Source organism: Leucobacter viscericola (genome assembly GCF_011299575.1).
In the GTDB taxonomy this organism is placed as follows: Bacteria; Actinomycetota; Actinomycetes; order Actinomycetales; family Microbacteriaceae; genus Leucobacter; species Leucobacter viscericola.
Genome location: NZ_CP049863.1, coordinates 2,091,357 through 2,116,513, shown reverse-complemented (window position 1 = coordinate 2,116,513; position 25,157 = coordinate 2,091,357). Strand labels below are relative to the sequence as shown.

Sequence of the window (25,157 nt, the reverse complement as noted above, 5' to 3'; positions counted from 1 at the left end):
TCCCGATCGAAATACCTACCTAGATGGGTCACAATACAGCCTCTAGGGCGGGATTGTTGATAGGCTGGTGTGCGGAAGTATCCGGGGTGAAAACACGCTCTGAGACGCCCAGAGAAGGATCATTCAAGGCATGAGTTCAGAACAGTCCGCAGCCGCGGAGCAGTACGGCGCTGGTGACATCCAGGTGCTCGAAGGACTTGAGGCGGTGCGGAAGCGTCCCGGTATGTATATCGGGTCAACCGGACCTCGAGGGCTTCATCACCTCGTATATGAGATTGTCGATAACTCGGTAGACGAGGCCCTTGCCGGGCATTGTGACCTGATCGACGTCACCATTCTCGAGGACGGTGGCGTGAGGGTCATCGACAACGGTCGAGGCATCCCAGTCGATATGCACCCAACGGAGGGGCGTTCGACGGTTGAGGTTGTGCTGACCGTGTTGCACGCCGGTGGAAAGTTTGGCGGCGGAGGATACGCGGTTTCGGGTGGTCTCCACGGTGTTGGATCCTCCGTTGTAAACGCGCTCTCAAGCCGGTTCGAGGTTGCGGTTAAGCGCCAAGGTTTCACGTGGAACATGTCCTTTACCGACAGTGTTCCAAATGCTCCTCTTGCTGAGGGCGAAGCAACCGAAGAAACTGGCACGACAATCTCGTTCTGGCCTAGCCCAGATATTTTTGAGACGATCGAGTTCGACTACACCACGCTGCGAACTCGTTTCCAGCAGATGGCGTTCTTGAATAAGGGATTGCGGATCGAGCTCACCGATCTTCGTCCTCAGGAGCCAGTCGAGAATGCCGAGGGCGAGCTCGTCGCTTCGCCGGCACCGCACGATGTCTTCATGTACGAAAAGGGCATCGAGGACTACGTTGAGCACATCAACGCAGCGAAGCGCGCCGAGGTTGTTAACGACGAGATCATTTCTTTCGAGTCTGAAGACGAAGAAAAGCACATCTCCGTTGAGGTCGCGATGCAGTGGACCACCTCGTACTCCGAGAGTGTGCACACGTACGCAAACACGATCAACACTCACGAGGGTGGTACCCACGAAGAAGGCTTCCGTGCGGCGCTCACCACACTGGTGAATCGTTACGCCCGCGAGAAGAACATCCTTCGTGAAAAAGACGAGAACCTCTCTGGTGATGATGTGCGTGAGGGTCTGACCGCGGTCGTATCGGTGAAGCTGGGGGAGCCCCAGTTCGAGGGCCAGACCAAAACAAAGCTTGGGAACACCGAGGCGAAGGCGTTCGTTCAGAAGGTCGTTGGCGATCAGCTCGGCGACTGGTTCGAGCGTAACCCTGGCCCGGCGAAAGACATTATTCGTAAGTCGATTCAGGCTGCGACAGCACGTCTCGCGGCCCGCAAAGCGCGTGAGACCGCTCGACGTAAGGGTCTTCTCGAGTCTGGTGGTATGCCCGGCAAGCTGTCGGATTGCACCAGCAAAGACCCCACCGTTTCAGAAATCTTCATCGTGGAGGGCGACTCGGCAGGTGGTTCTGCCAAGACCGGACGTAACCCTGAAACGCAGGCGATCCTCCCGCTTCGTGGCAAGATCCTGAACGTTGAAAAGGCGCGTCTCGACCGTGCGCTGAACAACGCTGAGGTTCAAGCCATGATTACGGCATTTGGTGCCGGCATTGGTGAGGACTTCGATCCAGAGAAGGCTCGGTACCACAAGATCGTGCTGATGGCCGATGCTGATGTTGACGGCCAGCACATTACGACGCTGCTGCTAACACTCCTGTTCCGGTACATGCGCCCGCTGATCGACCTCGGCTACGTGTACCTCGCGCAGCCGCCGCTGTACCGCATCAAGTGGACCAACGCCGAACACGAGTTTGTCTACAGTGACGCCGAGCGCGACGCACAGCTCGAGGCTGGTGCTGCCGCCGGACGTCGTCTGCAGAAGGAGAGTGGCGTTCAGCGCTACAAGGGCCTCGGCGAGATGAACTACGAAGAATTGTGGGAGACCACGATGAACCCCGGATCGCGCACACTGCTGCAGATCACCATGGACGACGCGGCCGCAGCCGACGAGGTCTTTGCCACTCTGATGGGCGAAGACGTTGAGGCTCGACGCGGATTTATTCAGCAAAATGCGAAGGACGTGCGCTTCCTTGACATCTGAGAATCAGACTCCCGAAATGACTTCCGATCAGGAAGAACCGTCCTCAGAAGCAAATCACGGCAGGATCGACCAGCGCGACCTGCAGGTCGAGATGCAGCGTTCTTACCTCGATTACGCCATGAGTGTAATCGTTGGGCGTGCGCTGCCCGACGTGCGCGACGGACTAAAGCCTGTTCACCGTCGTGTGATTTACACCATGTACGACGGTGGTTACCGCCCCGATAAGGCCTTCTCGAAGTGCACCCGTGTTATCGGTGACGTCATGGGTCAGTTCCACCCGCACGGTGACACAGCTGTATACGACTCTCTTGTGCGTCTTGTGCAGCCATGGTCGCTGCGCTACCCCCTCGCGCTTGGGCAGGGTAACTTCGGTTCCCCCGGCAACGACGGTGCTGCAGCTCACAGGTACACCGAGACAAAGATGTCGCCGCTCGCCATGGAAATGGTGCGCGACATCGATGAAGAGACGGTCGACTTCCAAGACAACTACGATGGCCGCACTAAGGAGCCGACGGTTGTTACCGCTCGCTTTCCGAACCTGCTGGTCAACGGCTCGGTGGGTATCGCCGTTGGTATGGCCACAAACATTCCGCCGCACAACCTCCGCGAGGTTGCCGCCGGAGCGAAGTGGCACCTGGAGAACCCCGAGGCCAGCCGCGAGGAGCTGCTTGAGGCGCTGCTGCAGCGCATCTCAGGCCCCGACTTTCCGACGGGCGCTCAGATCCTCGGCACCAAGGGCATTCGCGATGCGTACACCACCGGCCGTGGCTCTGTCACGATGCGTGCAGTGGTCAACATCGAAGAGATTCAGAACCGCACCTGTCTCGTCGTCACCGAACTGCCGTACCAGGTAAACCCTGACAACCTCGCGATGAAGATTGCGGAGCTCGTCAAGGATGGCAAGGTTCAGGGCATCGCAGATATCCGCGACGAAACCAGTGGTCGTACCGGCCAGCGGCTGGTTGTTGTGCTCAAGCGCGACGCGATCGCCAAGGTTGTTCTGAACAACCTGTACAAGCACACTCAACTTCAGGACAACTTTGGCGCCAACATGCTCGCCATCGTTGACGGAGTGCCGCGTACGCTCGCGATCGACGGCTTCATCACCTACTGGGTGAAGCACCAGGTCGAGGTTATCGTTCGCCGGACCGAGTACCGCCTCAGGAAGGCCGAGGCCGAGGCTCACATCCAGCGCGGCTATCTGAAGGCCCTGGACGCCCTTGATGAGGTCATCGCCCTCATCCGCCGCTCTTCGACCGTTGAGGACGCCCGCAGCGGGCTTATGAGCCTGCTTGACGTCGATCAGATCCAGGCTGATGCGATCCTCGGCATGCAGCTGCGTCGCCTCGCGGCGCTGGAGCGCCAGAAGATTCTTGACCTCGCGGCAAAGCTCGAGGCGCAGATCAAGGAATACGAGGGCATCCTCGCCTCGCCGACGGAGCAGCGCAGCATCATCGTTGAAGAGCTCGATGAGATTGTTGCAAAGTTCGGTGACGACCGCCGCACAACGATCCTGCACGGCTACGACGGTGACATGTCGATGGAAGACCTGATCCCCGAAGAGGAGATGGTCGTTACGGTCACGCGTGGCGGGTACGTCAAGCGGACCAGGATCGACAACTACCGTTCGCAGCATCGTGGTGGCAAGGGTGTCAAGGGTGCTCAGCTGCGCGCAGATGACATCGTTGAGCACTTCTTTGTGACGACAACGCACCACTGGCTGCTCTTCTTTACAAACACCGGTCGTGTGTACCGCGCAAAGACGTACGAGATTCCCGAGGGTGGTCGCGACGCAAAGGGCCAGCATCTCGCGAACCTGCTGGCGCTCGCACCTGATGAGATGGTGACGCAGATCCTCGATGTGCGTGACTTCGGTGATGCCGGCTACCTGGTGCTCGCTACCCGCAACGGTCTCGTCAAAAAGACAGCGCTCACCGACTACGACACGAACCGCACAGGTGGCATCATCGCTATCAAGCTGCGTGACGAAGACGAGTTGGTTTCGGCGTTGCTCGCGGAGTCGGAAGACGATGTGCTGCTGATTTCAAAGCAGGGCATGTCAGTGCGCTTTACCGCATCTGATCAGGCACTTCGCCCGATGGGTCGCTCGACGAGTGGCGTTCGCGGTATGAACTTCCGCGAGGGTGACACCTTGCTCTCCGCCTCCCGCTTGAGCGAGGGGAGTGGCTTCGTATTTGTTGTCACGGAGGGCGGCTACGCCAAGCGAACCGCGGTGGAAGAGTACCGCGTGCAGCAGCGTGGTGGCTACGGAATTAAGGTCGCGAAGCTCGACGAGGCACGCGGTGATCTGATCGGCGGAATTATCGTTGATGAGACCGACGAAGTGCTTGCTGTGCTTGCGAGCGGGAAGGTTGTTCGGTCCGATGTGGCCGAGGTTCCCGCAAAGGGCAGGAATACGATGGGGGTCGTATTTGCAAGATTCCCAGAAGGTGACCGTATTATTGGCATCGCGCGAAATTCGGAGCGTGGGCTCGATGATGAAGAGTCCGAGACCCAGGATGCCGAACCTGCAGAGAACAAGGAAACCGTGAATGAGTAACACTGTCGCCGACAAGCTGGCAAAGAAGACCCGCAAGAAAGCACCCTCAAAGCAGGTGCGGCTCAAGCTGGTCTACGTTGACTTTTGGTCTGCGGTCAAGTTTTCGTTCCTGGTTTCGATCTGTATGGCCATTGTGAGCATCGTCGCAACCATCCTGATCTACTCGGTACTGATGACAACGGGCGTGTTCAACTCGGTCGACGCCGTCTTCATGGACATCGTGGGTGAAGAGAACAGCCTCATGAAGCTGATCGGCTTCCAGCAGGTGCTTGGATTCTCAGTGGTTGTTGCGATCCTGAACACCATTGTTGGCACCGCTCTTGGTGCGGTTGGCGCACTCGTGTATAACCTGCTCGTGCGTGTGCTCGGCGGGTTCCAGCTCGGCTTTACGAGCAACTAAGCACGACGGCTCGCCAGGGGCGGGTTGAGGATTTTAATTTTCAGCCCGTTTCCGGTAGAGTCGTTGCTTGGTCAAGGGGCTATAGCTCAGGTGGTTAGAGCGCTTCACTGATAATGAAGAGGTCCCAGGTTCAAGTCCTGGTAGCCCCACCAAAAACGCGAAGGGCAGTCGAGAAATCGACTGCCCTTCGTAGCTTCTCTGAGGATTCAGAATCCAGCGTCTGCAATACTGTGCGGACACCGATCACGGTGATTCCAATCGGAGCAGGAACGAGGGCGGATCTTGGCGACACCATCAAACAAACGATCTCGCTATCGCGCGAGTATGGAAGAGATCAACCCGCGTGATCGCATCGTGTTTTGGGTGTTTGCATCTATTGGTGTTCTGGTGATGTCTGTGGCCTGGACTTACTACGGCATGGCGCAGCAGGAAGCCGAGAGCGATCAGGGAAAGGCCCTGAGTGCCAATACGACCATGGAGGGCACCGGGGAGCTCATGGGCGGTGTGCCTTTGCTGATCGTGCACGCGCTTGGTCTTGTGATTCTTCTCAGACTTGGCTGGCTCGGATGGCGAAGATGGGGCCTACTGTTTGGTCTCACGGCCGTATTGATTGCGAGTGTTATCGGAGTCGTCGTCGCACAGATCCTTTTCGGCGGCGAGCTTTTTGAGATTGGCGTCGGCCGTTATTACAGGGAGATTCCGTGACACAATCGCTCCCTTCGAGCGGATCCCACAAGACACGCTGACTCGTTTTGCGTCGTCGCTGAGTCGTGTGTATAGTAATTCAGGTTGGACAGCCCGTCAGGGCCAGTTCGATGAAATACAGTAAGATCGTGTTTCGCAAGGGTCCTTAACTCAGTTGGTAGAGTGCCTGCTTTGCAAGCAGGATGTCGGGAGTTCGATTCTCCCAGGATCCACAAGTCCTTCTGCAAGACCTCGACAGCGTCGGGGTCTTTTTTGTTTTTGGGGGTGTGCCTCTCGACCAGCCCCGCTTACAGTGGAGACATGACCAGGGCAACCCCGTGGATCACAACCGCGCTCGTCGCTGCAGCGCTTGTGGCGCTGACAGCCTGTGCTGCGTCGGGCGAGGGCACGGTGGCCTCCCAGAGCAGAGAACAACAAACCTCCAAAGAGCAACCGGGTCAGCTCGAGACCGTTTCGGCGAACCTCGAGGCTCCGTGGTCGATCGTGTTTCACGGTGAAACACCACTCGTGAGCGAGCGCGATACCGCCCGCATTCTTGAACTCGACACAAACGGCAAGGCCAGGGAGGTCGCGACAATCAAGGGTGTTGTTGCTGCGGGTGAGGGAGGCCTGTTGGGCATCGCGACTCGCGACAACTTCCTCTATGCCTATTCCACCGCACAGGCCGGCAACCGCATCGAGCGGTACAGACTGAGCGGCGAACCCGGCGAGCTCCGCCTAGGGCCCGCAGAGAGCCTTCTGGAGGCCATTCCGGCGGCGAGTAACCACAACGGTGGCAGGATCGCCTTCGGGCCCGACGGCATGCTCTACGCGACCGCTGGAGACGCAGGAGTACCAAGTCGTGCACAAGACAGAACGTCTCTCGCCGGAAAGATCCTCAGAATGACACCCGAGGGTGGTGTGCCGGCTGACAACCCATTCGACGGCTCCTACGTGTACAGCTACGGTCACCGTAATCCCCAGGGCCTTGCCTGGAGCACTGAGGGCGTGCTTTACGCGAGCGAGTTCGGGCAGAACACCTGGGACGAACTCAACATCATCGTCAAGGGTGGCAATTATGGCTGGCCGGAGGTTGAGGGCATTGCGGGGCAGGAGGGCTTCATTGATCCCGTGCAGCAGTGGGTGCCGTCGGAGGCGAGCCCGAGCGGAATCACAATCTCGAACGACAGCATCTACATCGCAAATCTGCGGGGCGAGCGGCTCCGAGAAGTGCCGCTCAGCGACCCAGCCTCGAGCACTGAACTCTTCACGGGCGAATACGGGCGCCTCAGGGACGTTGCGTGGGCACCGGATGGCTCACTGTGGATCCTCACCAACAACACCGACGGGCGCGGCACTCCTGGCTCCGGCGATGATCGTATTCTCCGCTACCGCGCGGGGGCGGGCTGAATCTTTCTCGGCTGAGGGGCAATGCGGTTCGGGATCAACGCAACCCCGTCACGCTAGCCGTGCCAGTTGTCGGCGAGCTTATTGAGCAGTCGGGCGAGCTCGCTGCGTTCTTGTTCGGTAAATCCACCGAGGGCCGTACGCAGCGCCTCGCGGCGATCCGTGCGCAGACCGCGTGTGAAGTGTTGTCCGCGCTCGGTGAGCGCGATTCGGGTGCGGCGGGCGTCTTCGGGATCCGCTTCGCGCACAAGAAGTCCGCGCGACACTCCCTGCTGCACCAGGCGTGATGCGCGTGGCTGATCAACGCCGATGGCTTCGCCGAGTGCACTCACGCTGAGGGGGTCGGGTGACATGGCGAGTGCTTCGAGCATACGAATGATCGCGGGGGCACCCGCGCGACCACTGGGATCAGCCCACCAGCGTTCGCCGCGTTGATGGGGCTCGTGATCCTGAAATCGCTCGCGTGGATCTCGCTGAAACATTGCACCCATTGGGCCCCTCGGTCCGCGTGGACCACCGGGTCCCGGCCGGCGCCCGCGCAGTCGCGAGAGAGCTTCGGCGATGGCATCGGCTGGATCGGGCGAGTTGGTGTTCACAGAATTCATTTTACATGTTACTTGACATGGAACTAAAGTGCATGTCACACTACATGTACATGCAACATTACAAGTAAAGGACAGACAGCATGACTTCGAACACAACTAACAACAACGATCGTCCATTCGGATACTGGCTGAAAGCCGTTGATCGCCTACTGGCTGCTGAGTTCGCCACGGCGTTTAAGAGCGAGGGTCTGAGCCGTCGCGACTGGCGCCTGCTCAACCTGTTGGATCAGCCCGAGGCCTCCAAGTCGGATCTCCACCCCCACAAACTGCGTCGACTGGCTGAGCGCGGTTGGATTACAAAGGCCGAGGGGGAGTGGGCGCTCACCGACACCGGGCGAGACGCGAAAGCGCGCTTGGGAGAAATCGCCGAGGGGATCCGTGCTCGCGTGAGCGAAGCAGTGACTCCTGACGAAATGGCAACCACTCTGCGCTCGCTCGAGAAGATCGCGGCTTCCCTTGGATGGGACGCCGACGCGCCGCTGCCACGCAAGCATCCTCGAGAAGGTGCTCGCGGCCAAGGCCCGTGGGGGCACCGCGGACGCGGCACACGCGGACACGAAGCGTTCGGGCACGACGCCTTTGGGCATGGCGGACCCAGCCGTGAAGACTTCATGCGCCGCCACTTCGCCCGCGAGCAATACGCGAACTTCCCCGTCAACGGTGAACAGTTTGCCGCGGACCACCGCTCCGAAAACGGGTATGGCCAAGAGGCCTTTGCTCAGGATCGCCCTGGCCGACCGGGCTTTGACCCCCGCGAGATGCGCGGTATGCGTGGACGTGGCCCTTCCCGCCGCGGGCACATGGCGCGATCTGCCTACGCGCGCGGTTTTGAAGCGGGCCAGGCAAGTCAACAGCGCAGTGCCTAGGGATGGCGCCAGTCGCAGACTACGCGTCTGCCCCTGAGCCCTCCTCCGCTGGGGTGAACGCAACTCAACGTTACGAGCGATTGCAAGGTTGAATTGCGTTCACACCACGAGCGGTGACGGCTGAATTCGGGATAACCCGAAAGGCCACTAGGGGTTCCAGGGTGCCTCTCAGGTGCACCCGGGCCTACCGTAGAACTATGACGAACTCCGTGGATCAATCCGCAACAGAAACTGGGCTGGGTGCAACGCCGCCGCAAGACGCGGGCGCCGCACCATCAGTCCAGGCCTCTACCCCGCAAACGCCCGCCGCGACAGAGCTGCCACGCGCACCGTTCCGCATCTTCACGACGGTTCTGCACCTCGGCGCCCTGGGTCTTATCGGCTGGGTCGTCTTCACGGTTCTTATCACCCTGTTTTCAGTGGGCCTGAGCCTGGTCATTGTGCTGGGGGTTGGCCTCATCCTTCTCGCTGCCATGGTCTACGCGCTGTACGGCACCGCCTGGTACGAGTTTGCCCGAGTCTCGGGGCTGTACCGCCTCGAACTTCCTGATCTTCGCCTCCGCCCTCAAACGCAGCAGGGTTTCGGCGGGTATCTGCGCTGGCTGGCCCGGCAGTCGGTCGACGGCCCCATGTGGCGCGGAATCGGCAGTTTCTTCTTCGCCACCTTCATGGGCACGATGGTGCTCGGCCTGTTTCAGATGGCAGCCGAACTGCTTTTGGCCGCGTCTGGCATCAATGCCGAAGGCGTCCCATTCAAGCAGGGGATAGTGCGCTGGACCGGTTCTCTGTTCTCGCCGGTTGCTTCGATTGTCGTTGCAGCACTATTGCTTGCCGCAATTGTCGGCATCGCCCTGCTTCACCGCACCGTGACCGTTGCAATTGTGCGCGCGGGATCCCGAGCCGCAAAGCTCACGCAGCAGGCACAGACCTCAGACAGGCAGCGCGCCGGCGCGGTACGTGCCGCAGACGTCGAGCGCACCCGCATCGAGCGGGATCTGCACGACGGGGTCCAGCCGAGGCTCGTTTCGGTTGGTATGACGCTGGGCCTCGCACAGCAGAAGATCGACAATGACCCGGAGGGTGCCAAAGAACTCATCTCCGAGGCTCACACGTCAACCAAGGCCGCGATCACTGAACTGCGGCAGTTGGCGCGAGGGATCCACGCCTCCGTGCTCGATGACCGCGGCCTTGATGCGGCACTCTCGGCACTCGCAGGCCGATCCCACATTCCCGTGGTGCTTGACGTGCGACTGCAGGGTCGCTGCAGTCGTGAGGCTGAGACCGCCGTCTACTTCGCCATTGCAGAGTCGCTCACAAACGCCGCGAAGCACTCGCGTGCGAGTGAGTGCAGAGTGGTGGTGCGGTTACGCGACGACAGCACACTCTGGGCGCGCGTTGAAGACAACGGCGCAGGTGGGGCCCGGATCCTGCCCGGCGGCGGACTCGACGGCATTTCAAACCGCATACTTGCCGCCGGCGGCACCATTCGTCTCGACAGCCCGCAGGGCGGGCCAACTGCCTTGGAGGTGAGCGTACCGTGCGCATCCTAATTTGTGAGGACTCCGTACTGCTTCGTGAGGGGCTCGTTCGCCTCCTCGAGCACAGCGGACACGAGGTGGTCGCGGCGCTGCCCGATACCGAGCAGGTGCTTGAGTCCGTTGTGAGTGAGTCACCTGATCTGTGCATCCTCGACGTAAGACTGCCTCCCACGTTTACCGACGAGGGCATTCGTATGGCGCTGGATCTGCGTCAGCGTTATCCCGAGCTGCCGCTGCTGGTGCTCTCGCAATACGTCGAGGAGCGCTACGCGAGCGACCTGATCGCTGCGAAAGGTGGCGCATTCGGTTACCTGCTGAAGGATCGGGTTGCCGACGTGACAGAGTTTGTCGAATCGCTTGAGCGCATCGCCGGGGGAGCAACCGTGCTCGACCCCGAGGTTGTGGCGCAGTTGCTTACCCGACGCGGTCGAGACGACCAGATGGAATCCCTCACCCCGCGCGAGCGAACGGTACTCGCCGCGATCGCAGAGGGCCGATCCAACCAGGCGATAGCCGCGCTGCTGTTTCTATCAGAGGCGAGCGTCGAAAAACACATCACCGCGATCTTCCAGAAGCTTGGCCTCGAGGCCGACGAGTCCGGCAACCGCCGCGTGCTCGCCGCAATCGCACATATTGAAAACGCCGGTGGAACGCCCGGCACGACACAGACGGGAACCACACGATGAGCACCACCCCAACACCCACAGAAACCCCCTCGCGCGCTTCACGGCCCATCATGATTACGACCGCGGTGGTTGGTGGCTTCGCCCTGCTCACGGTCGGATCGTCGGCAGCGCTGGCGGCCCTCAGCACAGGCACGAGCGACGACGGCTCTCTTTACACCTCGAACGCGACAGTGGATAACTGGATCACCGGCATCGATATTGATGCCAATGCCGCAAACTTCACCCTCGCTTACGGTGACGTTGTGGATGCCACGCTTGAGGCTAAGGGACCGCGTGCCAGCAAGTGGAAGCTGTACACCGAGGGGAATGACCTGAAAGTCGAGAGCCCAAGCGGGTTCTTCTCGGCCTGCCTCATCGGATGCGCCAGGGGCGGAGACACTGTCACGCTGACCCTGCCCAAGGAGCTCGAAGAAAAGGCTCTTGATGTAGACGCCTCGCTCGGCGCCGGGAAGCTGAGCGCAGCGGGCCGTTTCGGTGACTTTGACCTCGACATGAGCGCCGGCAAGGTGGTGTTCACGGGAGCAGCCCGTTCGCTGGACGTCGAGATGAGCGCCGGTGCGTTTAGCGGTGTCGTTGCCGGAGTGCGTGAGGCGAGCTTCAACGTCTCTGCAGGGTCTGCGAAGACTGAGATAACGGGAGTGGCACCGCGTGAGGTTGACGTAGAGGTGAGTGCCGGATCGGTCGACCTGACCCTTCCCAACGAGGCTTACCGCGTTGACACTGATGTCTCGGCCGGCAGCGTCAACAATAAGCTGCGCACAGACCCGACCTCGAAGAACCTCATCTCAGCTGAGGTCAGCGCGGGAACGGTAACTCTCCGCCAAGGGAAGTAGCTGCACCCATAGACTGAGCACATGACCGTGTGGCGCGAAGATGTTCTCGGGGAAGGCTTCGAGTGCACCGATTTGGATCTCGGATCTGACGACGAAGGGCCGCTCGTTGCCACGCTCGTGCGGTCGTTACCGACTCCGCGCGGTTTCTTCGACAGGCTGTTCAAACACGGTCGCCTGCTCGAAGACGTGGACGTTCTCTATGTGCACGGCTGGTCCGATTACTTCTTTCAGCGTCACCTCGCTGAATTCTGGACCAGCCGTGGTGCAAGGTTCTACGCGCTAGATCTGCGCAAGTATGGCCGCAGTCTGCGCGAGGGGCAGACGCCCGGGTACATCGAAAATCTAAACGATTACAGCGTCGAGATTGAGCTCGCCATCAACGTGATGCGTGAGGCTCAGGATCAGGCCCAGCCCCCGAGACGGCTCGTGCTCTTTGGGCACTCGACGGGTGGTCTGGTGCTCAGCCTGTGGGCCGGAGCGCATCCGGGCAGGGCCGACGCCCTGATCCTGAACAGCCCGTGGCTCGAGTTTCAGCTCTCGAGCACGGGCCGGCAGGTCATCATGCCGCTCATCAGCCTCCGCGCCAAGTCGCGGCCTCACGAGGTGGCCCCGCAGCTCGACTACGGCTTTTACACGCGGGCGCAGCGGCAGGTCGGCCCGCAGGATGAGATCGCGGTGATCAACACCGTCTGGCGGCCGGAGCGCACACACGCGGTCTTAACGGGCTGGATGCGCGCGATCCTGGCGGGCCATGCCCAGGTGACCCACGGCCTGCACATTAAGGCTCCGATTGGGGTGCTGCTGTCTTCGCGTTTCGTGCTGCCGATGCGGTGGAGCGAAGATTTGACCAGAGCCGACACCGTGCTGGATGTCGAGGAGGTGGCTAAGGCCGCGCTCAAGCTCGGCTCGTCGGTCACCGTCGAGCGGATCGACGGTGCACTGCACGACGTGTTTCTCTCGGCCGAGGAGCCCCGCAGAGAGGCGTACGCGCGCCTGGAGCGGTGGGTGGAGGGGTGGCGTGCTGCGGATCGCGCAACACGACGCTGGGAGTCGTAACGCCCGTGACAAGATAAGCTCTGAGCATGGATCTTAGAGTGGCTGCATACGCAGTGGTGGAGCGGCGGGGCAAGATCCTGCTCACCCACTGGCGTCGCGGTCATTTGCACGGCTGGACGCTGCCGGGTGGTGGGCTTGAAAGTGGCGAGGATCCGCGCGACGCAGTTGTGCGCGAGGTACTTGAAGAGACGGGCCTCGAGGCTCGAGTTGGCAAACTTATCGGGGTCGACTCTCGCGTGATGGTGCGCGAAGAGGTGCCGGCTGACAAAGACCCCGAGCTGCACACCATTCGAATTGTGTACCGTGCGACTGTGAAAGACGGTCCGCTTCAGCACGAGATTGGCGGATCCTCAGACGAGGCCCGCTGGGTGCCGATCAAAGAGATCCGCTCGCTGCGCACGCTCTCGCTCGTGCAGACCGGTCTGCGCATGGCCGGCATCGGTCGTCGCCCGGGCCAGCAGGGCGGCAAATCGGGTGGCAAGTCAGGCAAGTCCCGCAAATAACAACGGCGCCCGAGCCGAAGCTCGGACGCCGTTGAAAGCTCAGTGGTTATTCACCCTCGGGTGCGACCCAGAGTTCATCGTCAGTGCGGAATGCCTGCCACAGCGCGTATCCGACGCCGACGGCGGCAGCGATCCCGAACCCGATGGCGATGACGCCACCCGCGCGACGCTTCTTCTTTGCGGGCTGCAGGAATCCGGTGCGCTCACCGAAGCCGCGTACCTGGCGTGAAGCCTCAACCTGCTCGAGCTGGTCGAGCTTTTGAATGGTCGATGCCAGCGCACTCGCAACAAGCGGTGTTGCCGTGCGGCGAACCGTGTTTGCTGCGCGGCGTGCAGACTCGACGCCACGATCAATTGTTGGCCTCGCAGCCTCAAGCGCCACGTCAACGCGAGGCGCAACGTACTCGTCGCTCAGCTTTCGCGCCTGGCGGCTTGCTTCGTGCAAGACCTCGCCCGCGTGGCCGAGTACGACGCGCTGGTGATCGAGCAGCTCCTGTGCTTCTCCGCGCAGACGACGGAGTTCGCGACGGCGCTTACGTGAGAGTTTCATACGGGTCCTCCTACCTCAGCAAGACTGTGACCTCCGGTGAAGTCGCTTGCCCCGCTTCCACGCTACACCGTAGAGGGGTGGATTGTTGAGAGTTCAGTGCTCAAGACCCTGAGATTCTCAGCAGCACCAATGTCAGTGGTCACATCTACACTAGAGTTCATGACACTTCACAGCTCTGTAGCCACTGTCCACACCAACCACGGCGATATCGTCATCAACCTCTTCGGCGATCATGCACCGAAGACCGTGAAGAACTTCACCGACCTTGCTGAGAAGGGCTTCTACGACGGAGTCATCTTCCACCGCATCATCCCCAACTTCATGATTCAGGGTGGCGACCCCACGGGTACCGGCACCGGCGGCCCCGGCTACACCTTTGACGACGAGATCCACCCCGAGCTCGTTTTCGACAAGCCTTACCAGCTCGCTATGGCCAACGCCGGCAAGCGCCCCGACCTGACCGGTCGCCTCGCAGGCACCAACGGTTCACAGTTCTTCATCACGACGATCGCTCCCGATTGGCTGAATGGCAAGCACTCCATCTTCGGTGAGGTCGCAAACGACGAGTCGAAGGCTGTTGTCGACGCAATCTCGGCAGTACAGACCGCTGCGGGCGATCGCCCGCTCGAAGACGTCGTCATCACCGGCGTCGACATCGTCAAGGCGTAATTCCAGTGGCGGCGAACGGATCGACCCCGGCCTTCGGCGAGCGTGCCTCGTACGGGCCGAACGACGTCTGCTATCGCCACCCGGGTGTGCACAGTTTCACGCTGTGCCAGCGCTGCGGCCGCACGATCTGCCCCCAGTGCCAGATCACCTCTCCCGTGGGAGTGCTGTGCCCGGAGTGCGTGAAACAGACTCAGTCGGGTGCAGCGCAACGCTCTACACGTAAGGTGCGGGTGGCCGGGCGCAGGATCGCTGCGCTCGATTCCCCGGTGACCTACGGCATCATGGCGCTCTGCGTGCTGGTGTTTATCGTGCAGTCGTTGAGCTACTACTTCGGCGGGAGCGAGGTCACTCGGGCGCTGTGGTACGCACCGCTGTATTCACTGCCGGGTGACGTTGGCCCCGGGTTTGAACCCTGGCGCATGTTCACCGTCATGTTTACGCACTCCACAGGAACGCTGCTCCACATCCTCTTCAACATGTTGGCGCTGTGGATGTTTGGCCGAAATCTTGAGCAGATGATCGGCCACATGCAGTTTCTGGTGCTGTATCTGTTTGCGGGTATTGGCGGATCGCTGGGCTCGATGTTCTGGGCCTACGTCGATCCGAGCACCCTTGTCACACCGACGGTTGGTGCCTCGGGCGCGATCTTTGGTGTGCTCGGGGCGACCCTCGTGGCGTACAAGGCCGCGAACGTAAACATCACCTCGCTTGCGGTGCTCATCGCAATCAATATTGGGATCGGGTTTTTGCCCGGTGTTGGGATCGCCTGGCAGGCACACCTCGGTGGCATGCTCGTCGGTGCACTTACCATGTGGTTGATGCTGGGTGTGCGTGGTCCACGAAAGAAGACCCAGCGAATACTGACACTCACGTCGCTCGGTGTGATCCTTGCTGCACTCGCTTGTTCGTATCTTGTCGTTATGCCAGACATCTCTCGCTGGTTATCGTAAGAGACAAAAACAACTGAGGCCCCGGCGTTTGCCGGGGCCTCAGTTAGTTATCCACAGGGTTTTCCCCACCTGGGGAGGAATTACACCGGTGTGATTAAGGTGTGATTTCGGGCGGAAATGCCTGCTTCTGCAGTGCTTACTTCCACCACGGAGTCATAAGGAAGCCGATCAGCACAAAGCCAAAACCGACGAAGATGTTTGCCTGGCCGAGAGCCGGCACTGGCAGTTGCAGCGTCGAGCTCGTGACGTAGAACAGCACGATCCAAATGAGGCCAAGAAGCATAAACCCAAACATGACCGGCTTAAACCAGACAGGGTTCGGAGCGTTCTTCCGAGCCGCTGCTGCCTCCTCGCGACTCAGCGAAACTTCCGCTGCCTTGCGCTTGCTTACCTCTTTACGTGCTGCTGACATGGCTATGAGTCTACCTGGATAAAGCAGGGACTCAGCGAACGCAACTTAGAATATCCTTATGGTCGATAGTCGTGAGAGGCCGCGTAAGCGCCGCCGAGCTCGCTTGAGTCCCCTCACAGTTATCGGGGAACTCCTGCTTCTCGGTGGACTTGGTGTGCTCGGATACATTGTTTGGCAACCCTGGCACACGGGTGTCACAGTGACAGCAAAGCAGGAAAAACTCTCGGCTGCAGAGTCTGCAAAGTGGGACAAGGTTGAGCAGGCACCCTGGGACGGCACGGTTCCCGTGACCGCAACACCGGCGCCAGCAGAGGTCTTCGCGGTGCTGCACGCTCCCGAGTTCGGCACCACCTACGCAAACCGGATCGCCCAGACGACCGACTGGTGGACGGTGTTGAACCTTGATAACAAGGGCATCGGTCACTACGAGACCACCCAGATGCCGGGAGAGCCCGGTAACTTTGTGCTCGCCGGTCACCGCTCCGGTCCGCTCATCAACTCTTTCCGCGAGGTCATGAACCTTCGGGTTGGTGATCCTCTGTTCATTGAGACAAAAGACGGCTGGTACACCTACCGCTTCCGCGATATTGAGTACGTGCTGCCGACGGAGACCGACGTTACGAACCCCTTCCCGAGGCTTGAAGGGCAGCCCGGTAAAGATCAGATCATGACCTTTACCACCTGCCACCCCAAGCTGGCGGGCAGTGCCGAACGTGCGATCGCGTACTCGGTGTTTGAGGCCTACCAGCCGCGCAGCGCGGGTCCGCCCGCTGAGCTCGTCAAGTTGAATCCGACAATGAAGGGTACGCAGGCTCCGAGAGGAGACGGGAAGCCCGAGACAGGAGGGGACACACAATAATGTTCTCGATGATTTGGCGATTCTTCCCGGGACCAGCTTGGCTGCGCGTGATCGTGCTGCTTCTTGTGCTGGCCGCGCTCGTCTACGCACTCATCACCTACGTATACCCGTGGGTGACCCTGCAGTTCCCACCCGAGGATGTGACGGTGAACTCATGACAAACATTCTTGTCATCGACAACTACGACAGCTTTGTGTACACCCTCAACGGGTACCTGCAGCAGCTCGGTGCAAGCACGCGCGTTATTCGTAACGACGAGCTGACCGCCGGTGAACTCGAGCGTCTCGTCACCGAGTTCGACGGTGTGCTGATCTCACCCGGACCCGGCACCCCCACGGATGCTGGACTGTCGATCGCGATGGTCGGGATCGCGCTACGCTCCGGTGTGCCCCTGCTCGGGGTCTGCCTGGGGCACCAGGCGATCGCCGAAGCCCTCGGTGGTGTGGTCACCCACGCCGAAGAGCTGATGCACGGCAAGGTCTCGCGGGTGCATCACACCGGCGACTCGTTCTTCGACGGAGTCGCACCCGAGTTCAATGCAACGCGGTACCATTCCCTCGCCGTTGTGCGCGATACCGTACCGGACTCGCTCACCATCACTGCAGAGACAGCAAACGGCATTGTCATGGCCCTACGCCACCGTGAGCTGCCCATCTACGGCGTGCAGTACCACCCCGAGTCTGTACTCACCGAGGGTGGGTATCAGCAGCTCGGCAACTGGCTGAAGGCCGCCGGACACGCCAACGCAGCGGAGATCGCTGCATCGCTCTCTCCGCTGCTTGCGAAGGACGCCTAGCCCGCGCAGTACGTGATGTCGAGCTTGGAGCCCTGCGGTTGGGTTCCGACGATTGACTGATTCAGGATCGGGAAGCCGTCCTGAGGCACACAACCGGTCTCGGCGGCAGAACTCACCTTGACGTTCACCCCAAGGCCGAGTCCGGACAGCTGCATGCGTGCCGCTTCGAGGGGCTGATTTGTCACATCGGGGACGGCAACCTTACCGCTGGACACGGTAATTTCGACGCTGTCACCCGAGGTGAGCGAGGTTCCCTCTTCGGGTGAGACTGAGAGCACTCGACCCTGTGCCTCGACCGGACTATCGGCCGTGGTCACAATGCCAACCTTGAGACCAAGCGCCTTGAGGGCCGCCGTGTACTCGTCCTTGTTCATGTGACCGACTTTGGGAACCTTCGCCGTCTCCGGGCCGGTCGAAACATAGACGGTGACCTTGTCACCCTGCTCGAGAACAGTCTTTGCCTCGGGGTCGGTTGAGATGACCTTGCCCGCCTCAATGTCTTTGCTCGTCTGCTCGATGGTCAGAGGAACTAGGTCGAGCTTCTGGAGTGCGACAACGGCCGCGTCACGATCCTTGTTGACGAGTGAGGGCACGACGCGCGACGTATCCGGCTGAAACTGCTGGGGTACAAGTGTCACGAGCCAGAAGACCACGGCAATAATGACCGCGCCAACGGTGAGGATCGCGGCCCAGGTCCACATCACGGGTGGTCGGCTCTGGGTGCGGGTTGCCCCGCCGCCCTCGGCGAGCTGCCGCAGCGCCAGATCTGACTCCGACACCTCTTCACCGCCCGAGAACAGGAGGGTCTCTGACTGGGTCGGAACCGAAAGCTTTGGCATCTTGCCGCTCGCCGCGATGCGCAGTGCATCGCGGAACTCAGAGGCAGACTGGAAGCGCTTGGCGCGATCCTTCGCGAGCCCGTACAGCACAACTCGATCGAGCTCTGCCGGAACCTCGGGGTTGCGCTCGCTCGGCGCGGTGGGGCGTTCGCTCACGTGCTGGTACGCGACCGCGACGGCGGAGTCGCCGCGGAATGGCACGTCACCCGTGAGGAGTTCGTACAGCAACACCGCGGTCGAGTACAGGTCTGTGCGTGCATCGATGGACTCGCCCTTCGCCTGTTCAGGCGAGAAGTAGGCGGCGGTGCCGAGGATCGCGGTCGTCTGCTGCAGAGTCGACGAGGTTTCAGAGACGGCTCGCGCGATCCCGAAGTCCATCACCTTTACCTGGCCACTCTTCGTGACCATGATGTTTGCAGGCTTAATATCGCGGTGCACAATGCCAGCGCGGTGCGAGTACTCAAGTGCCGTCAGAACGGCGTCAACGACTCGGCAGGCCTCAGTCTGCGAGAGGTTGCCATCGGCGAGGATCTCGCGGAGGTTGTGTCCCTCGACATACTCCATCACGATGAACGGTAGCCGCTTCGGGCCGCTCGCCGTCTGAATGAGATCGTCGCCGGCGTCAAACACCCGCACAACGGTCGGGTGAGCCATGCGTGAAGCCGACTGGGCCTCCTGACGGAAGCGCGAGCGGAACTGCTCGTCTCCGGCCAGGTCGGCCTTCATCACCTTGATCGCAACCGAGCGACCGAGCTTGGTGTCTGTGCCACGGTAGACGGTGGCCATGCCACCCTGGCCGATGAACTCCCCAATCGCGTAGCGACCGGCGAGCACACGCTGTTCGCCGCCGTCAGCCGTTTCGGGCATGATCACCTCTTCCGTGCTCATAGATCGTCTCCAAGTGTAGGGGTCGTTGCCTAATAAATCGGTGTGTGCCGCGGGCTAGTTGCCGTCTGTGGGTTTCGACGGGGCCTTCACCGTGATCTCGACGGGGTCCGACGGATCAGAGGTGCGCACAACTGACGATCCATTGCCGCAGGTAACGGAGTAGGTGACGGTGATCGTTCCGTTGGGGTCGTCCGCGTTCAGATCGCTCGCGGTGACGGTAACGGTCGGGCTCGTGACCGATCCCGGTGCAGATCCCGACCCCGTAGTTTTAACTTCGTAGGCCTGCAGGCTGAGACCGGTCGGGCACGAGGCCACCGGCCAGCTCACCGAGGAGGTGCCGCCCGAGTTGATGGACGCGGGGCTAGCGGAAGGTGCTGCCGGCTTTGTGACGCCACCAAAGGCAACGTTGTAGGTCAGGGTGATGAGCTGGTCAAACGGCACCTCAGCACCCGTCGGGTTCACGCCGGTGACCTTACCGACCTCTTCATCTGGAGCGGGGTTACCCTCTTGCTTCACAACATTGGTGAAACCTTGAGCGTTGAGCTGGCCAATTGCCTGATCGACGTTCATGCCGAGCAGGTCGGCCTCGTTCACAGCACCGGTGGTCGGAGCTGGAGGGGGCGTGGTCGTTTTGGCCGTCGTCTTCTTAGGCGTTGTAGTGGTCGTGGTCGTTGGCTTCTCGTCGCCGTTCCCGTTGTTCATCAACGCAAAGACGGTGCCGCCCACAATGAGCAGGATCAGCACGCCGAGCGTAATGAGGGGCCACGTCCAGCGGCTCTTCTTCTTTTTGACCGGCTCTTCTTCTTCACCTTCGAGAGCGTCGTCAGCGAGAGCGGTGGTTGCGGCGGTCTGACCCGCCATCACTGTGGTCTGCGGCAGCGCCGTGGTGGCAGCATCGTCGAGCATGGTTGTCTGCGGCAGCGCGGTGGTCGCGGGCGCCGTCTCACCCAGAATCTGGGGTACGTAGCTCGCTGCGAGCTGCACGTTGCCGCGGTGCAGCGCAGCGGCTGCCTGCGCGAGCTTTGCTGCGGTCTGCGGGCGGCCTGCTGCATCTTTCGCGAGGCAGGCGTACACGAGGTTGCGCACGGGCTCTGGCACGTCGTTCGGCAGGTCCGGAGGAGTGTCGTTGATCTGCGCCATGGCGATCGCGACCTGCGACTCACCCGTGAAGGGACGCTTTCCCGCGAGGCACTCGTACGCGACGATGCCGAGTGAGTAGATGTCGGTCGTGGCGGTCGCCGTGTGGCCACTCGCTTGCTCGGGCGCGAGGTACTGCACGGTGCCCATGACCTGGCCGGTCGCGGTGAGTGGCACCTGGTCGGCGATGCGCGCGATCCCGAAGTCCGTGATCTTGACGCGGCCCTCGGGGGTAATCAGCAGGTTGCCCGGCTTGATGTCGCGGTGCACGAGGCCAGCGTCGTGAGCGGCCTGCAGCGATGTCGCGGTCTGGGCCACAATCCCGAGCACACGATTGGCGGGAAGCTTGCCCTCGCGTTCGATGATCGTGGAGAGTGGCTCACCCGGAACCAGCTCCATCACGATGTACGCGGAGCCCTGCTCCTCGCCATAGTCAAAGACGTTTGCGATGCCCTCGTGGTTGACGAGAGCGGCGTGGCGGGCCTCGGCGCGGAAGCGCTCGAGAAAGCCAGGATCGCCCATGTACTCGTCTTTGAGGATCTTGATGGCGACGGTGCGACCGATAATGCTGTCGCTTGCCTTCCACACCTCGCCCATGCCACCGACGGCGATCCGCGAGCTGAGCTCGTAACGTCCGCCGAATGTGATCCCTGCAGATGGTCTCATTCGCTCAACACCGCTTCCATTACTCGTTTGCCGACTTCTGTCGGGAGGTCGTAAGATCCTCCCAGGTTGTTATATGCCGCTCCGCCGCCGCTTTCGATGACGACCGCGACCGCCACCTCCGGGTCATCAACCGGGGCGAACCCGGTGAACCAGAGCGTGAACGGGACGCCGTTGGCGTCATCCGTGTTGCTGTTTTCGGCCGTACCGGTTTTCCCCGCGACTCGCACTCCGTCGATCCCCGCTTTTTTTGCAAGTCCGCCGGGATCGGTAACCCCAGCCTCCATCATGCCAGCAACCGACTTCGCAGTCTTCGCAGAAATGGGTTTGCTGAACTCTTCGGCCGAGAATTCCTGTTCAACTTTCAGGTCGGGTGAGATGACACTTTTCACGAGCTGCGGCTTCATGACCGTGCCCCCGTTTGCGATTCCGGCAGAGACCATGGCCATCTGCAGGGGAGTTGCACGCACATCGAGCTGGCCGATAGACGAGAGTGCGACCTGCGCCTTATCCTTTGGAATCGGAGCCTCACTCGGGGTGACGGCAAGCGGGATATCAAGATCTTGCCCGAAACCGAATGCGTTCGCCATCTTGGGCACCTCATCGCGGTCCATCTTCATCGCGAGCTCGGCGATGGGAATGTTGCACGAGAAGACCAGAGCCTGCTGCAGTGTTGCAGTGTCGCCGCCACCGCAGGTGGTGCGCGAAGCATTTTGCATCTCCGCTGTTGATTGGGGAAGCGCGAGTGCAGCGGGATTCGGGAATTCGGTTGTCGGCGTCGCCGCGCCGCTTTCAATGGCCGCGGACGCGACCACAAGCTTGTAGACCGAACCGGGGTGGTACAGGTCGCCAGCGATCGCGCGGTTGTTGAGCGGCTTAGAGGGGTCTTCACTCAGCTGGCGGTAGTTTTTGATGATTTCCGCGTCGTCGTTCGAGGAGAGCTGATTCGGATCGAAGCTCGGCGTCGAGTAGAGCGCAAGAATCTCGCCGGTCTTGGGGTTCAGTGCAACAACCGCACCCTCAAATCCACCCTCGGCCATCGCGTCACGAGCGGCGGTCTGCGCCTTTGCGCTGATCGTCGTCTCAACCGAGCTGCCCTGAGGATCAACCCCGTTGATGGTGTTCATGATGCGCGTGAAGAACTGCGAGTTGGCGGTGCCAGAGAGCTCCTGGTTCATCGCATCTTCAAGTCCGGTTCGGCCCTGGCGGGTTGAGAAGTAGCCGGTGATGGGTGCGTAGAGCTCCCCGTCGGAGTACTGCCGAACGTAGCGATAGGCGTCATTGGTGGGCGTCGAGAACGCAACCGGATTGCCGTCGACGAGGATCGAGCCGCGCTCGACCTTGTAGCCGTTTTTGACGGTGCGCTGGTTCAGCTCGTTGGCGCGAAGATCGTCGGCCGCCACGAACTGAATCATGGTGACGGAGAAGAACAGCACGAGGAACATGCCGAACACCGTACGGGTAATGAATTTGAGCTGTTTGTTCATGTGCGGATCACCAGCTTCGGCCGATTGCGGACAGAGTTGGAGAGCAGCATGAGGAGGCCTATGATGATCCAGTTTGAGACAAGGGAGGACCCGCCAGACGCGAGGAAGGGCGCGGTGAGCCCGGTGAGTGGAATGACGCGGGTAACGCCACCAAAAACGATAAAGACCTGGAAGGCAATCGTGAAGGAGAGACCAGCCGCGAGCAGCTTTCCGAAGTCGTCCTGCCCGGCGAAACCGATCCGAAGACCACGACCCACAAGCAGCAGGTAAGCCGCGAGCACAACGAACAGCCCGACGAGGCCGAGCTCTTCACCGATGCTTGGGATGATGTAGTCGCTGAATGAGAGCGGAGTGTCTCGAGGGAAGCCCTGGCCGAAGCCCGTGCCGGTCATGCCGCCGTTCGCCATGCCGAAAAGTCCCTGCACCATCTGGAATCCGCCACCGCTCGGATCGGCGAACGGATCGAGCCAGTTTGTGAAGCGGGTATTGACGTACTCAAGCGTCTGGCTCGCGACAAGGCCACCGACGAGGAAGAGGCCGACCCCAAGAATGAGCCAGCCGATCCTGCCCGTCGCCAGGTACAGCATTGCAAGGAAAAGTCCGAAGTAGAGCAGCGAGGTGCCAAGGTCGCGCTGGAACACAAGCACCAGCATCGCGGCGAGCCAAAAGACGAGCAGGGGACCGAGGTCGCGTGCTCGAGGGAACCGGATGCCGAGGAACTTCTTTCCGACCATCGCGAGCGAATCACGGTTGCGGACCAGGTACCCGGCGAAGAAGATCGCGAGCATGATCTTTGCGATCTCGCCCGGTTGGAAGGAGAACGGACCCACGTGGATCCAGACGCGCGCGCCCTGAATGGTTTGGCCAATGCCGGGCAGCATCGGCAGAACCAGGAGGATGACCGCAGCAAGGCCCGTCAGGTAGGTGTAACGGAAGAGCACCATGTGATTGCGGATAACCCAGAGCACGATGATGGCCGCTACAACCGCGATGGTCGACCACAGCAGCTGCTGCGGGGCGTCACCCCTCGGCTCCTGGTACAGGGGCTTGTCGAAGGAGATGCGATAAATCATCGCTACCCCGAGAACGTTAAGGAACGTCGCAATCGGCAGGATCAGCGGGTCGGCATCGGGTGCGATGCGGCGAACGGTGAGGTGCAGCGCAAACACGGCGACGACAAATAGCGCACCGCTGGGGAGCAGTTTCGTTGTTGGCGCCCCCACCATGGTGAGGTCGATGATGACGACCGCGGCGATCCCGACCGCAATTGCGAACACGAGCAGCGCAAACTCTAGACCCTGCAGTTTGCGCGGGGCACGCAGCGCAGTGATGCGCTGCAGCACTGTTTCGCTGGTGCGGGTCTTCTCAAACGTGCGTGGTTCAGCGGCGCTATCACTCATTGGTGTCTCCGATCCGGAGCACTATGTCACGTGCTTCCTCGATCGAGCCCGCGCTGAGCGTGCGCTCCACCTGGCGACGCTCATTGCCGTCGAGTGTTTTGAGCGGGATCCCGGTGTCTTCTGCGACTGAGTGCAACGAGAGTGAGCCAAGATCTTGCTGGACGCCGCGGAAGATGATGACGGTTTCGCCGTCGGTGCCGACGTAGTAGCGGCTCTGGGTCCACTGGTAGCCGAAGAACATTGCTCCGCCGATGGCAATCAGCACGGCAAGAGCGCCGAAGATCCACAGCAGGCGGCGGCGGCGATTGCGGCGCTTCGTTTCTGCGATCAGCTCGGCCAGGTATTCGTCGATGCGGGACTCGAAGTGGCTCTCTTCGACAACCGGAGCCTTGCGCACAGGCCGGCGGCGGTTGAGCAGGCGGTTGCGCGCTGTCGACACCGAGCCATCGCGTGGTTCGGGAGCGTTGGCCGCGGATCCGGCAAAGCGCGGGTTGGGATCTACGATCTCGTGAGGTTCTGCGGTCGTCTCCACGAGCACAACGGTGACGTTGTCGGGGGCACCGTGGGCGAGGCTCTTGTCGATCAGGGCATCGACAGCACCCTGAAGCGAGTTGCGGCGACGCAGGATCTTCTCGATATCTGGATCTTCGACGTATCCGCACAGGCCGTCTGAGCAGAGCAGCCACACGTCACCCGGGCGAGTATCGAGCACCTCGGTGTCGACCTCGGGCGAAGAATCGACGTCACCGAGCACACGCATGAGCACGGAGCGGCGCGGATGGATCTTCGCCTCTTCTTCCGTGATCTTGCCGCTGTCGACGAGCCGTTGCACGAAGGTGTGGTCGATCGTGATCTGCTTGAGCGTGTTATCGCGCAGCAGGTAGAGGCGAGAGTCGCCGATGTGGGCGAGGGCGAGCTTGTCGTCGACGGTAATGAAGCCCGTGAACGTGGTGCCCATGCCAGCGAGTTCTGGCCGATCCCCAACCGTGTCGCGCAGCTTGCGATTGGCGGCAAGCACTGCCTTGCGGAGAATCTCGGTTGTCTCTTTGGGGGAGCCGGTCGGTTCACCGTCGCTCTGCGCGATCTGCTGTGTCGCGAGTGCGGAGGCGACATCGCCACCCGCGTGACCACCCATGCCGTCAGCGACGAGAAAGAGGTAGTCGCCAGCGAAGGCCGAATCCTGGTTGTTGGAGCGCACCATCCCAACGTGGGATCCGATGGCACTCTCATAGCCGACGGTCACG

At 61.1% G+C, this 25,157-nt stretch carries 24 protein-coding genes and 2 tRNA genes; 18 read left to right on the top strand and 8 right to left on the bottom strand.

The window, feature by feature from the left end:
• The first annotated feature begins 130 nt into the window (after nucleotides 1–130).
• The 7 genes from gyrB (at nucleotide 131) to G7068_RS09275 (ending at nucleotide 7,179) form a co-directional block, all read left to right on the top strand.
• Nucleotides 131–2,125 (top strand): DNA topoisomerase (ATP-hydrolyzing) subunit B, encoded by a 1,995-nt coding sequence (gene gyrB / locus G7068_RS09305; protein ID WP_166291410.1) that lies wholly within the window; start codon nucleotides 131–133, stop codon nucleotides 2,123–2,125.
• Between the two features lie 16 nt (nucleotides 2,126–2,141).
• Nucleotides 2,142–4,685: a DNA gyrase subunit A gene (gene gyrA, locus G7068_RS09300; protein ID WP_166291408.1), complete on the top strand. Its 2,544-nt coding sequence runs from the start codon at nucleotides 2,142–2,144 to the stop codon at nucleotides 4,683–4,685.
• The gene (locus G7068_RS09295; RefSeq protein WP_166291406.1) at nucleotides 4,678–5,085 is read left to right on the top strand and encodes a DUF3566 domain-containing protein; all 408 of its coding nucleotides are present in this window, start codon (nucleotides 4,678–4,680) and stop codon (nucleotides 5,083–5,085) included. The genes gyrA and G7068_RS09295 overlap by 8 nt, the downstream gene beginning before the upstream one ends.
• A gap of 75 nt (nucleotides 5,086–5,160) precedes the next feature.
• A tRNA-Ile gene (locus tag G7068_RS09290) sits at nucleotides 5,161–5,237 on the top strand.
• Nucleotides 5,238–5,409: 172 nt separating this feature from the next.
• The gene (locus G7068_RS09285) at nucleotides 5,410–5,790 is read left to right on the top strand and encodes a hypothetical protein (protein WP_166291404.1); all 381 of its coding nucleotides are present in this window, start codon (nucleotides 5,410–5,412) and stop codon (nucleotides 5,788–5,790) included.
• Nucleotides 5,791–5,929: 139 nt separating this feature from the next.
• A tRNA-Ala gene (locus G7068_RS09280) sits at nucleotides 5,930–6,002 on the top strand.
• An 88-nt stretch (nucleotides 6,003–6,090) separates the two neighbouring features.
• Entirely contained in the window at nucleotides 6,091–7,179 is a 1,089-nt protein-coding gene (locus G7068_RS09275) for a PQQ-dependent sugar dehydrogenase (RefSeq protein ID WP_166291401.1), read from the top strand.
• A gap of 53 nt (nucleotides 7,180–7,232) precedes the next feature.
• Here the strand turns inward: G7068_RS09275 and G7068_RS16490 are convergent, their stop codons facing one another.
• Nucleotides 7,233–7,772 (bottom strand): MarR family winged helix-turn-helix transcriptional regulator, encoded by a 540-nt coding sequence (locus G7068_RS16490; protein ID WP_244304416.1) that lies wholly within the window; start codon nucleotides 7,770–7,772, stop codon nucleotides 7,233–7,235.
• A gap of 89 nt (nucleotides 7,773–7,861) precedes the next feature.
• On the opposite strand from G7068_RS16490, the gene G7068_RS09265 reads away from it, so the two are divergent.
• The 6 genes from G7068_RS09265 to G7068_RS09240 all read left to right on the top strand — a co-directional run bounded on the left by G7068_RS09265 (nucleotide 7,862) and on the right by G7068_RS09240 (nucleotide 13,263).
• Nucleotides 7,862–8,647 carry a MarR family winged helix-turn-helix transcriptional regulator gene (locus G7068_RS09265; protein WP_166291399.1) on the top strand — a complete coding sequence of 262 codons (786 nt, stop codon included), beginning with the start codon at nucleotides 7,862–7,864 and terminating at the stop codon, nucleotides 8,645–8,647.
• Between the two features lie 197 nt (nucleotides 8,648–8,844).
• Nucleotides 8,845–10,197, top strand: a complete 1,353-nt coding sequence (locus G7068_RS09260; protein WP_166291397.1) for a sensor histidine kinase — start codon at nucleotides 8,845–8,847, stop codon at nucleotides 10,195–10,197.
• Nucleotides 10,185–10,871 (top strand): response regulator, encoded by a 687-nt coding sequence (locus tag G7068_RS09255; protein ID WP_166291395.1) that lies wholly within the window; start codon nucleotides 10,185–10,187, stop codon nucleotides 10,869–10,871. The genes G7068_RS09260 and G7068_RS09255 overlap by 13 nt, the downstream gene beginning before the upstream one ends.
• Entirely contained in the window at nucleotides 10,868–11,704 is an 837-nt protein-coding gene (locus G7068_RS09250; protein WP_166291393.1) for a DUF4097 family beta strand repeat-containing protein, read from the top strand. Before G7068_RS09255 ends, G7068_RS09250 begins: the two co-directional genes overlap by 4 nt.
• 21 nt (nucleotides 11,705–11,725) lie before the next feature.
• Complete coding sequence (locus G7068_RS09245) at nucleotides 11,726–12,760, top strand: alpha/beta hydrolase (RefSeq protein WP_166291391.1); 1,035 nt, start codon at nucleotides 11,726–11,728, stop codon at nucleotides 12,758–12,760.
• Nucleotides 12,761–12,786: 26 nt separating this feature from the next.
• Nucleotides 12,787–13,263 (top strand): NUDIX hydrolase, encoded by a 477-nt coding sequence (locus tag G7068_RS09240; protein WP_205881266.1) that lies wholly within the window; start codon nucleotides 12,787–12,789, stop codon nucleotides 13,261–13,263.
• 46 nt (nucleotides 13,264–13,309) lie between these two features.
• On the opposite strand, the gene G7068_RS09235 is transcribed toward G7068_RS09240, so the two are convergent.
• Nucleotides 13,310–13,813: a DNA/RNA helicase gene (locus G7068_RS09235; RefSeq protein WP_166291389.1), complete on the bottom strand. Its 504-nt coding sequence runs from the start codon at nucleotides 13,811–13,813 to the stop codon at nucleotides 13,310–13,312.
• A gap of 159 nt (nucleotides 13,814–13,972) precedes the next feature.
• Here G7068_RS09235 and G7068_RS09230 point away from each other — a divergent pair, with 159 nt between their 5' ends.
• Both G7068_RS09230 and G7068_RS09225 read left to right on the top strand, forming a co-directional pair.
• A complete protein-coding gene (locus tag G7068_RS09230) occupies nucleotides 13,973–14,482 on the top strand; it encodes a peptidylprolyl isomerase (protein WP_166291387.1) in 510 nt (169 codons plus the stop codon).
• A 5-nt stretch (nucleotides 14,483–14,487) separates the two neighbouring features.
• Nucleotides 14,488–15,432 carry a rhomboid family intramembrane serine protease gene (locus G7068_RS09225; protein WP_166291384.1) on the top strand — a complete coding sequence of 315 codons (945 nt, stop codon included), beginning with the start codon at nucleotides 14,488–14,490 and terminating at the stop codon, nucleotides 15,430–15,432.
• Nucleotides 15,433–15,568: 136 nt separating this feature from the next.
• On the opposite strand, the gene G7068_RS09220 is transcribed toward G7068_RS09225, so the two are convergent.
• Entirely contained in the window at nucleotides 15,569–15,844 is a 276-nt protein-coding gene (locus G7068_RS09220) for a cell division protein CrgA (RefSeq protein ID WP_166291382.1), read from the bottom strand.
• 58 nt (nucleotides 15,845–15,902) lie between these two features.
• On the opposite strand from G7068_RS09220, the gene G7068_RS09215 reads away from it, so the two are divergent.
• From G7068_RS09215 to G7068_RS09205, 3 genes are read left to right on the top strand one after another with little or no spacing between them, the layout of a single operon-like run.
• The gene (locus G7068_RS09215) at nucleotides 15,903–16,703 is read left to right on the top strand and encodes a class E sortase (protein ID WP_166291380.1); all 801 of its coding nucleotides are present in this window, start codon (nucleotides 15,903–15,905) and stop codon (nucleotides 16,701–16,703) included.
• Nucleotides 16,704–16,711: 8 nt separating this feature from the next.
• Complete coding sequence (locus tag G7068_RS09210; protein WP_166287124.1) at nucleotides 16,712–16,861, top strand: hypothetical protein; 150 nt, start codon at nucleotides 16,712–16,714, stop codon at nucleotides 16,859–16,861.
• Nucleotides 16,858–17,499, top strand: a complete 642-nt coding sequence (locus G7068_RS09205; protein WP_166291378.1) for an anthranilate synthase component II — start codon at nucleotides 16,858–16,860, stop codon at nucleotides 17,497–17,499. The genes G7068_RS09210 and G7068_RS09205 overlap by 4 nt, the downstream gene beginning before the upstream one ends.
• Here the strand turns inward: G7068_RS09205 and pknB are convergent.
• Genes pknB through G7068_RS09180 form a run of 5 tightly spaced genes read right to left on the bottom strand, consistent with a single transcriptional unit; the run spans nucleotide 17,496 to nucleotide 25,156 of the window.
• Nucleotides 17,496–19,226, bottom strand: a complete 1,731-nt coding sequence (pknB, locus tag G7068_RS09200) for a Stk1 family PASTA domain-containing Ser/Thr kinase (protein ID WP_166291375.1) — start codon at nucleotides 19,224–19,226, stop codon at nucleotides 17,496–17,498. The two genes, G7068_RS09205 and pknB, sit on opposite strands and share 4 nt — an antisense overlap.
• 54 nt (nucleotides 19,227–19,280) lie before the next feature.
• Nucleotides 19,281–21,029 (bottom strand): protein kinase domain-containing protein, encoded by a 1,749-nt coding sequence (locus tag G7068_RS09195; RefSeq protein ID WP_166291373.1) that lies wholly within the window; start codon nucleotides 21,027–21,029, stop codon nucleotides 19,281–19,283.
• The gene (locus G7068_RS09190; protein ID WP_166291370.1) at nucleotides 21,026–22,513 is read right to left on the bottom strand and encodes a peptidoglycan D,D-transpeptidase FtsI family protein; all 1,488 of its coding nucleotides are present in this window, start codon (nucleotides 22,511–22,513) and stop codon (nucleotides 21,026–21,028) included. The genes G7068_RS09195 and G7068_RS09190 overlap by 4 nt, the downstream gene beginning before the upstream one ends.
• Entirely contained in the window at nucleotides 22,510–23,913 is a 1,404-nt protein-coding gene (locus tag G7068_RS09185; protein WP_166291368.1) for an FtsW/RodA/SpoVE family cell cycle protein, read from the bottom strand. The genes G7068_RS09190 and G7068_RS09185 overlap by 4 nt, the downstream gene beginning before the upstream one ends.
• Nucleotides 23,906–25,156, bottom strand: a complete 1,251-nt coding sequence (locus tag G7068_RS09180; protein WP_205881265.1) for a Stp1/IreP family PP2C-type Ser/Thr phosphatase — start codon at nucleotides 25,154–25,156, stop codon at nucleotides 23,906–23,908. The genes G7068_RS09185 and G7068_RS09180 overlap by 8 nt, the downstream gene beginning before the upstream one ends.
• Between the last annotated feature and the right edge of the window lies 1 nt (nucleotide 25,157).

Excerpts from the sequence above, each read along its gene's own strand:
- G7068_RS09185 (WP_166291368.1), bottom strand. The coding sequence starts at position 23,913 with ATGAGTGATAGCGCCGCTGAACCACGCACGTTTGAGAAGACCCGCACC.
- G7068_RS09250 (WP_166291393.1), top strand. The coding sequence starts at position 10,868 with ATGAGCACCACCCCAACACCCACAGAAACCCCCTCGCGCGCTTCACGG.
- G7068_RS09205 (WP_166291378.1), top strand. The coding sequence starts at position 16,858 with ATGACAAACATTCTTGTCATCGACAACTACGACAGCTTTGTGTACACC.
- gyrB (WP_166291410.1), top strand. The coding sequence starts at position 131 with ATGAGTTCAGAACAGTCCGCAGCCGCGGAGCAGTACGGCGCTGGTGAC.
- G7068_RS09275 (WP_166291401.1), top strand. The coding sequence starts at position 6,091 with ATGACCAGGGCAACCCCGTGGATCACAACCGCGCTCGTCGCTGCAGCG.
- G7068_RS09190 (WP_166291370.1), bottom strand. The coding sequence starts at position 22,513 with ATGAACAAACAGCTCAAATTCATTACCCGTACGGTGTTCGGCATGTTC.
- G7068_RS09260 (WP_166291397.1), top strand. The coding sequence starts at position 8,845 with ATGACGAACTCCGTGGATCAATCCGCAACAGAAACTGGGCTGGGTGCA.
- G7068_RS09230 (WP_166291387.1), top strand. The coding sequence starts at position 13,973 with ATGACACTTCACAGCTCTGTAGCCACTGTCCACACCAACCACGGCGAT.
- G7068_RS09235 (WP_166291389.1), bottom strand. The coding sequence starts at position 13,813 with ATGAAACTCTCACGTAAGCGCCGTCGCGAACTCCGTCGTCTGCGCGGA.
- gyrA (WP_166291408.1), top strand. The coding sequence starts at position 2,142 with ATGACTTCCGATCAGGAAGAACCGTCCTCAGAAGCAAATCACGGCAGG.
- G7068_RS09220 (WP_166291382.1), bottom strand. The coding sequence starts at position 15,844 with ATGTCAGCAGCACGTAAAGAGGTAAGCAAGCGCAAGGCAGCGGAAGTT.
- G7068_RS09240 (WP_205881266.1), top strand. The coding sequence starts at position 12,787 with ATGGATCTTAGAGTGGCTGCATACGCAGTGGTGGAGCGGCGGGGCAAG.
- G7068_RS09210 (WP_166287124.1), top strand. The coding sequence starts at position 16,712 with ATGATTTGGCGATTCTTCCCGGGACCAGCTTGGCTGCGCGTGATCGTG.
- G7068_RS09195 (WP_166291373.1), bottom strand. The coding sequence starts at position 21,029 with ATGAGACCATCTGCAGGGATCACATTCGGCGGACGTTACGAGCTCAGC.
- G7068_RS09285 (WP_166291404.1), top strand. The coding sequence starts at position 5,410 with ATGGAAGAGATCAACCCGCGTGATCGCATCGTGTTTTGGGTGTTTGCA.
- G7068_RS09245 (WP_166291391.1), top strand. The coding sequence starts at position 11,726 with ATGACCGTGTGGCGCGAAGATGTTCTCGGGGAAGGCTTCGAGTGCACC.
- G7068_RS09295 (WP_166291406.1), top strand. The coding sequence starts at position 4,678 with ATGAGTAACACTGTCGCCGACAAGCTGGCAAAGAAGACCCGCAAGAAA.
- G7068_RS09215 (WP_166291380.1), top strand. The coding sequence starts at position 15,903 with ATGGTCGATAGTCGTGAGAGGCCGCGTAAGCGCCGCCGAGCTCGCTTG.
- G7068_RS09265 (WP_166291399.1), top strand. The coding sequence starts at position 7,862 with ATGACTTCGAACACAACTAACAACAACGATCGTCCATTCGGATACTGG.
- pknB (WP_166291375.1), bottom strand. The coding sequence starts at position 19,226 with ATGAGCACGGAAGAGGTGATCATGCCCGAAACGGCTGACGGCGGCGAA.